Below are 7,227 nucleotides of genomic sequence, written 5' to 3' on the forward strand. Positions count from 1 at the left end.
ACCCCCACCCCACCCCCCTGGCCCCCCCCGCCCGCACTGCACGGGGGCGCCGCCCGGCGCGACCGCCCCGCGCCCCCCCCCCCCCCCCCGCCCCCCCCCCCCCGCCTCCGCGTGCTCAGTCCTCGTCGTAGCGCGGGTCGATGGCGTCCGGGGACAGTCCCAGCAGCTCCGCCACCTGCTCGATCAGGATCTCGTGCACCAGCGCCGCGCGGTCCTCCCGGGTCTTCGCCCGGATCTCCACCGGCCGCCGGTACACCACGATCTGGCTCTTGCGCCCCTGCTTGCCCGGCAACACCCGCCCCAGCGGCACGCCGTCCTCGCCGTCGGCCGCGTCGGGCTCGTGCAGCGGCACCTCCTGGACGGCGAACTCCACTTCGATCAACTGCGGCCAGCGCCGTTCAAGACGCTCCACCGATTCGCGCACGTAGTCGTCGAACAGTTCGGAGCGGGTGAGCGAGATCGGCACCTGGGGCGGCGCCAGCGGGCCGCGCAGCCCCCTGCCGTGCCGGTCGCGATGCCGGGGACGGCGCGAGGGTCCCGTCGATGACTGCGGTGCAGAGCTGTCCATATCACTGCCGAGGGTAGTCCTTGGACGGTCGGAAGTGGACTACTCCGACGGGGAAACGCCCGGGGCGGCGGAGGCGTGGACCGGCGTGCGGACCGCGACACGGCACACCCGCCGGACAGGCGGTCTTCGCTCCCCGGCGAGGAGTGCGGTACCGTCCACCCTCGTGAGCTCTGTACGTCGTTGTTCGCGGACCGCGTGCGGCCGGCCGGCCGTCGCGACGCTGACGTACGTCTACGCGGACTCCACCGCCGTCCTGGGCCCGCTCGCCACCTACGCCGAGCCGCACTGCTACGACCTGTGCGCCGAGCACGCCGAGCGCCTCACCGCCCCGCGCGGCTGGGAGGTCGTCCGGCTGGCCGCCGAGGCGGGGCCGTTGCGCCGCAGCAGCGACGACCTGGAGGCCCTCGCCAACGCCGTCCGCGAGGCCGCCCGGCCGCAGACCCCCCGTCAGGGCCGCGGGTCCGAGGGCGAGTCCACCGAGGGCGGCCGCCGCGGCCACCTGCGCGTCCTGCGCTCGCCGGACAACTGACGCCGCACAGCCGACGCCGTACCCCGCCCAGGGCCTGCACCGGGCGTTCGTCCGACTTGGGTACGCTGCCCGTCTACCGTCACCGCGGACCGTCGACCGAACGGGCGGTGACCCCGACGTATCGTGACCGTGGGCGGCCAGCCGCCGATCACACGCACACCGACCAGTACAGAGACCAGGGTGGAGCCGCAGTGCGCGACCTCAAGCAGCTCGTGAAGGCCTACGACGTCCGAGGCGTCGTCCCGGACCAGTGGGACGAGCACCTGTCCCGGGCCTTCGGTGCCGCGTTCGTGCAGGTCACCGGCGCGTCCGCGATCGTCGTCGGCCACGACATGCGCCCCTCCTCCCCGTCGCTCACCCGGGCGTTCGCCGAGGGCGCCGCCGCCTACGGTGCCGACGTGGTCCAGATCGGCCTCTGCTCGACCGACCAGCTCTACTACGCCAGCGGCAAGCTCGACCTGCCCGGCGCGATGTTCACCGCCAGCCACAACCCGGCCCAGTACAACGGCATCAAGCTGTGCCGGGCCGGCGCCGCCCCGGTCGGCCAGGACACCGGCCTCTCCGAGATCCGCGAGCTGGTCGAGTCCTGGACGGGCGAGGACGACACCGTCACCGTCCCGGCCAAGGACGTCAAGCCCGGTGCGCTGTCCGAGCAGGACACCCTGCGCGGCTACGCCGACCACCTGCTGGGCCTGGTCGACCTCACCGCGATCCGCCCGCTCAAGGTCGTCGTGGACGCGGGCAACGGCATGGGCGGCCACACCGTGCCGACCGTCTTCGACGGCCTGCCGATCGAGCTCGTCCCGATGTACTTCGAGCTGGACGGGACCTTCCCCAACCACGAGGCCAACCCGCTCGACCCGAAGAACATCGTCGACCTCCAGGCCAAGGTCCGCGAGGTCGGCGCCGACCTCGGCCTGGCCTTCGACGGCGACGCCGACCGCTGCTTCGTCGTCGACGAGCGCGGCGAGCCGGTCTCCCCGTCCGCCATCACCGCCCTGGTCGCCGCCCGCGAGATCGCCCGCGCCCAGGCCGCCGGCGAGGCCGAGCCGACCGTCATCCACAACCTGATCACCTCCTGGACCGTCCCCGAGGTGGTCCGCGAGCTCGGCGCCAACCCGGTGCGCACCCGGGTCGGCCACTCCTTCATCAAGCAGGAGATGGCCGTCACCGACGCCGTCTTCGGCGGCGAGCACTCCGCGCACTACTACTTCCGCGACTTCTGGCGCGCCGACACCGGCATGCTGGCCGCGCTGCACGTGCTGGCCGCGCTCGGCGGGCAGCCCGGCACGCTGTCCGCGCTCACCGCCGAGTACGACCGCTACGCCGCCTCCGGCGAGATCAACAGCACCGTCGCCGACCAGGCCGCCAGCACCGCCGCCGTCCGCGCCGCCTACGCCGGCCTGGAGGGCACCACCGTCGACGAGCTGGACGGCCTCACCGTGGCCGGCCCGGACTGGTGGTTCAACCTGCGCGCCTCCAACACCGAGCCGCTGCTGCGCCTGAACGCCGAGGCCAAGGACCCGGCGAAGATGGCCGAGCTGCGCGACGGCGTGCTCGCCATCGTCCGCGCCTGACCGAGGCCTCCTGTGCCCCGGCCGGTAGGGTTGCCTATCGGCCGGGGCACCGCCGTGCCACCCCCCGACTTTTGGAGAGCCCCATGAAGCTCGAATCCTTCCTGCTGGAGATCCTGGTCTGCCCGCAGTGCCGGGCCGCGCTCACCGAGGGCGGCACCGAGGAGCAGCCCGAGCTGCTCTGCACCGGCGCGGACTGCGGCCTCGCGTACCCGGTCCGGGACGGCATTCCGGTCCTGCTGGTGGACGAGGCCCGCCGCCCGGCCTGATCCTTGGGGCGAAGCCCCCACCCCGCCAGCCCAGCGCGCACAGGACAGCAGCCGGAGGCCCGCCGCATGCTCGACGACACCCTGCTCGACGACCCGGCCGCCCTGCAGCGCGCCGACCGCGACCGCGCCCTGCTGGCCCTGGCCGGCGCCGGCGCGCGGGTCCGCACCGCGCTGCGGCTGGCCGACGCGGCCGGCCTGGACCGGCTGCGCCCGGACGGCCGCCCGCGCGCCGTCCTGGTCGCGGGCCACGGCAGCGCCCTGACGGCGGGCGAGATCCTGACCGCGCTGGCCGGCCACGCCGGCCTGATCACCACGCTGCCGCCGACCGAGGCGGCCGCCCCGCGCGCCGACCGGGCCGGCGCGCCGCCCGCCTTCACCGCCGGGCTCGGCTGGCAACTGCCCGGCTGGGCCGGCCCGCTGGACCTCCTGGTGGTCAGCTCCGCCGACGGCGGCGAACCGGGCCTGGTCGGCCTCGCCGAGCAGGCCTACGCGCGCGGCTGCGCGATCGTGGTCACCGCCCCGGCGGGCAGCCCGCTGGCCGAGGCCGCGCTGCAGGTGCGCGCGCTGCCGCTGCCGTACGTGGCCTCCGCGCTGCCCGAGGACGAGGCGCCCGCCGGCCCGGCCGCCGAGCCGGACCTCCCCGCCGAGGACCCGGCCGCGCTGTGGTCCCACCTCGCCCCGCTGCTCGCGCTCGCCCAGAAGATCGGCATCACCCAGCTGCCGTACGACGCGCTGCCGGCCGTCGCCGACCTGCTGGACGCGACCGCCGTCCGCTGCCGCCCCGACGCCGCCGCGTACACCAACCCGGCCAAGGGCCTGGCCGCCCGGCTGGCCGGGACGGTCCCGCTGCTGTGGGCCGAGGGCCCGATCGCCGGGGCCGTCGCCACCCGCTTCGCCGCCCAGCTCGCCGAACGGGCCGGCCGCCCGGCGCTGGCCGGGCCGCTGCCGCAGGTGCTGACCGCCCACCGCGGCATGTTCACCGGCCAGTTGGGCGCGGGCGCGGACCCGGACGACTTCTTCCGCGACCGGGTCGACGAGCCGGATCCGCTGCACCTCCAGGTCCTGCTGCTGCGGCACGTCCCGGGGGCGCCCGGTGCCCAGTCCGGTGTCCGTCCCGGCGGCGCGCCCGAGGAGCAGGGCGGGCCGGCCGAGGTGCCGGAGGACGACGCGGGCCCGCGCAGCTTCGGCGTCACCCGCGCGCACCGGCTGGCCGGCGCCCACGACGTCCGGCTGACCGAGTACGCGACCAGCAGGCCGGACCCGCTGCACGCGCTCGCCGACCTGGTCGCGCTGACCGACTTCGCCGCCGTCTACCTCGGGCTCGCCGCCGCGCAGTCCTGAGCCGCGCCGCACGGCCGGTACGGTAAGCGCTCGACGGAGCAGCGCGACCAGCCATTGCGGCGGAGGGACCCGAAGCATGAGTACAGAAGGCGGCACCAAGGCACTGGTCGCGGCACTGTCCGCGAACCTGGCGATCGCGGTGGCCAAGTTCACCGCCTTCGGCTTCACCGGCTCCTCGTCGATGCTGGCCGAGGGCGTGCACTCGGTCGCCGACTCGGGCAACCAGGTGCTGCTGCTGATCGGCGGCAAGCGGGCGCGCCGGGAGGCGGACGAGGAGCACCCGTTCGGGTACGGCCGCGAGCGCTACGTCTACGGCTTCCTGGTGGCGATCGTCCTCTTCAGCGTCGGCGGCCTGTTCGCGATCTACGAGGGCTGGCACAAGGTCAACCACCCGGAGAAGCTGGACTCCTGGGGCTGGGCGGTCGGCGTGCTGCTCTTCGCCGTCGCGATGGAGGGCTGGTCCTTCCTCACCGCGATGCGCGAGTCGGCGAAGGCCAAGGGCGGCCAGGGCTGGGTGCAGTTCATCCGCACCGCCAAGGCCCCGGAGCTGCCGGTGGTGCTGCTGGAGGACGCCGGCGCGCTGATCGGCCTGGTGCTCGCGCTGCTCGGCGTCTCGCTCACCGTGGTCACCGGCGACGGCGTCTGGGACGGCGTCGGCACCCTGGGCATCGGCCTCCTGCTGGTGGTGATCGCGGTGGTGCTCGCCCTGGAGACCAAGTCGCTGCTGCTCGGCGAGTCCGCCGACCGGGATTCGGTGCGCCGGATCCGCGAGGCGCTGGTGGACGGCGAGGCCGTCACCGGCGTGATCCACATGCGCACCCTGCACCTGGGGCCGGAGGAACTGCTGGTCGCCGCCAAGATCGCGGTCAACGCGGAGGACAGCGCGGCCCGCGTCGCGCAGGCGATCGACGCGGCGGAGGAGCGGGTCCGGGCCGCGGTCCCGATCGCGCGGGCGATCTACCTGGAGCCCGACGTCTACAGCGCCGAGAAGGCCGCCGCGGGCGAGGACCCGGCGGCCACCCCCGGCGGGCCCGGGCCCGGCGCCTCGCACTGACCGGCGCCGGTCCGCCCCTGGCCGGGGCCGGCCGGGGGCAGACCAGGGCGCCGGCTGGGATCCGCTTGAGGACCCGTCCGGTCCGAGGCCGAAATCGCTCATCGGCGGACGGCCGGTGGGGCCGCCGGTGTAGATTCGTCACCAGAGCCAGAACGTCGCTGCTGATGGCGGTTGATCGGCGGTCCGCCCCTGCGGGGTGTGCCCCGGTCGAGGGAGAGAGGTCCTCCGACGGTTTGTGCTGCGCAGCAGGGAACCGGTCCAGCACCACGGATCCGGCCGCCCCGGCGTAGCCGTGCACCCGTACGGCCCCGCCCCGCTGCGACCGCACACACAGGACCTTGGCCACGCCCACCCCATCAGCGAGGAGCAGACGCATGTCGACCGACACCACCGGTGACTTCAAGGTCGCCGACCTTTCCCTGGCGCCGTTCGGCCGCAAGGAGATCCAGCTGGCCGAGCACGAGATGCCCGGCCTGATGTCGATCCGCGCCGAGTACGCCGAGTCGAAGCCGCTGACCGGCGCCCGCATCACCGGCTCGCTGCACATGACCGTGCAGACCGCCGTCCTCATCGAGACCCTCACCGCCCTGGGCGCCGAGGTCCGCTGGTGCTCCTGCAACATCTTCTCCACCCAGGACCACGCGGCCGCCGCCATCGCGGTCGGCCCGGAGGGTACCCCGGAGAACCCGCAGGGCGTGCCGGTCTTCGCCTGGAAGGGCGAGACCCTCGACGAGTACTGGTGGTGCACCGAGCAGGCCCTGACCTGGCCTGAGGGCAAGACCCCGAACATGATCCTGGACGACGGCGGCGACGCCACCCTGCTGATCCACAAGGGCGTCGAGTTCGAGAAGGCCGGTGCCGCGCCGGACCCGTCAACCGCGGACAACGACGAGTTCCGGATCATCCTGGAGCTGCTCAACCGCACCCTCAAGGACTCCCCGAACAAGTGGACCGAGGTCGCCGCCACCATCAAGGGCGTGACCGAGGAGACCACCACCGGTGTCCACCGCCTGTACGAGATGCACCGTGACGGCCAGCTGCTGTTCCCGGCGATCAACGTCAACGACTCGGTCACCAAGTCGAAGTTCGACAACAAGTACGGCTGCCGCCACTCGCTCATCGACGGCATCAACCGCGCCACCGACGTCCTGATCGGCGGCAAGGTCGCCGTCGTCTGCGGCTACGGCGACGTCGGCAAGGGCTGCGCCGAGTCGCTGCGCGGCCAGGGCGCCCGCGTCATCGTCACCGAGATCGACCCGATCTGCGCGCTCCAGGCGGCGATGGACGGCTACCAGGTCGCCACCCTGGAGGACGTCGTCGAGACGGCCGACATCTTCATCACCACCACGGGCAACAAGGACATCATCATGGCCTCCCACATGGCCCGGATGAAGCACCAGGCCATCGTCGGCAACATCGGCCACTTCGACAACGAGATCGACATGGCCGGCCTGGCGCAGCTGCCCGGCGTGGTGAAGACCGAGGTCAAGCCGCAGGTCCACGAGTGGCGCAAGGCGGACGGCCGCACCATCATCGTCCTCTCCGAGGGCCGCCTGCTGAACCTGGGCAACGCGACCGGCCACCCGTCGTTCGTGATGTCCAACTCCTTCGCGAACCAGACGATCGCCCAGATCGAGCTGTTCACGAAGACCGAGCAGTACCCGATCGGCGTCTACGTGCTGCCCAAGCACCTGGACGAGAAGGTCGCCCGGCTGCACCTCGACGCGCTCGGCGTGAAGCTGACCACCCTGAGCCAGGACCAGGCCGACTACATCGGCGTCCCGGTCGAGGGCCCGTACAAGGCGGATCAGTACCGCTACTGATGCGGTGAACCGCGGCTGACGCGGTGCGGCGTACGCCGGTGGCCGGCACCCCTGCGCAGGGGTGCCGGC

General features: G+C 73.6%; 7 protein-coding genes. 6 read left to right on the plus strand and 1 reads right to left on the minus strand.

Annotated features, from left to right (window positions below):
* Positions 1–115 precede the first annotated feature (115 nt).
* Positions 116–568 (minus strand): metallopeptidase family protein, encoded by a 453-nt coding sequence (locus ACFV6D_RS17955; RefSeq protein ID WP_079135840.1) that lies wholly within the window; start codon positions 566–568, stop codon positions 116–118.
* A gap of 85 nt (positions 569–653) precedes the next feature.
* On the opposite strand from ACFV6D_RS17955, the gene ACFV6D_RS17960 reads away from it, so the two are divergent.
* The 6 genes from ACFV6D_RS17960 (at position 654) to ahcY (ending at position 7,158) form a co-directional block, all read left to right on the plus strand.
* Positions 654–1,097 carry a DUF3499 domain-containing protein gene (locus tag ACFV6D_RS17960; protein ID WP_079136306.1) on the plus strand — a complete coding sequence of 148 codons (444 nt, stop codon included), beginning with the start codon at positions 654–656 and terminating at the stop codon, positions 1,095–1,097.
* A 191-nt stretch (positions 1,098–1,288) separates the two neighbouring features.
* Positions 1,289–2,674 (plus strand): phosphomannomutase/phosphoglucomutase, encoded by a 1,386-nt coding sequence (locus tag ACFV6D_RS17965; protein WP_063349137.1) that lies wholly within the window; start codon positions 1,289–1,291, stop codon positions 2,672–2,674.
* 83 nt (positions 2,675–2,757) lie between these two features.
* Positions 2,758–2,940 carry a Trm112 family protein gene (locus ACFV6D_RS17970; RefSeq protein WP_063349138.1) on the plus strand — a complete coding sequence of 61 codons (183 nt, stop codon included), beginning with the start codon at positions 2,758–2,760 and terminating at the stop codon, positions 2,938–2,940.
* 66 nt (positions 2,941–3,006) lie between these two features.
* On the plus strand, positions 3,007–4,281 hold the full coding sequence (locus ACFV6D_RS17975; RefSeq protein ID WP_380343738.1) for an SIS domain-containing protein: 1,275 nt from the start codon (positions 3,007–3,009) through the stop codon (positions 4,279–4,281).
* A gap of 76 nt (positions 4,282–4,357) precedes the next feature.
* Complete coding sequence (locus tag ACFV6D_RS17980) at positions 4,358–5,335, plus strand: cation diffusion facilitator family transporter (protein ID WP_380430764.1); 978 nt, start codon at positions 4,358–4,360, stop codon at positions 5,333–5,335.
* A gap of 374 nt (positions 5,336–5,709) precedes the next feature.
* Complete coding sequence (gene ahcY / locus ACFV6D_RS17985) at positions 5,710–7,158, plus strand: adenosylhomocysteinase (RefSeq protein ID WP_063349141.1); 1,449 nt, start codon at positions 5,710–5,712, stop codon at positions 7,156–7,158.
* The last annotated feature ends 69 nt before the right edge of the window (positions 7,159–7,227 follow it).

Origin of the sequence: Kitasatospora sp. NPDC059812, assembly GCF_042732075.1 — a bacterium.
GTDB lineage: Bacteria > Actinomycetota > Actinomycetes > Streptomycetales > Streptomycetaceae > Kitasatospora.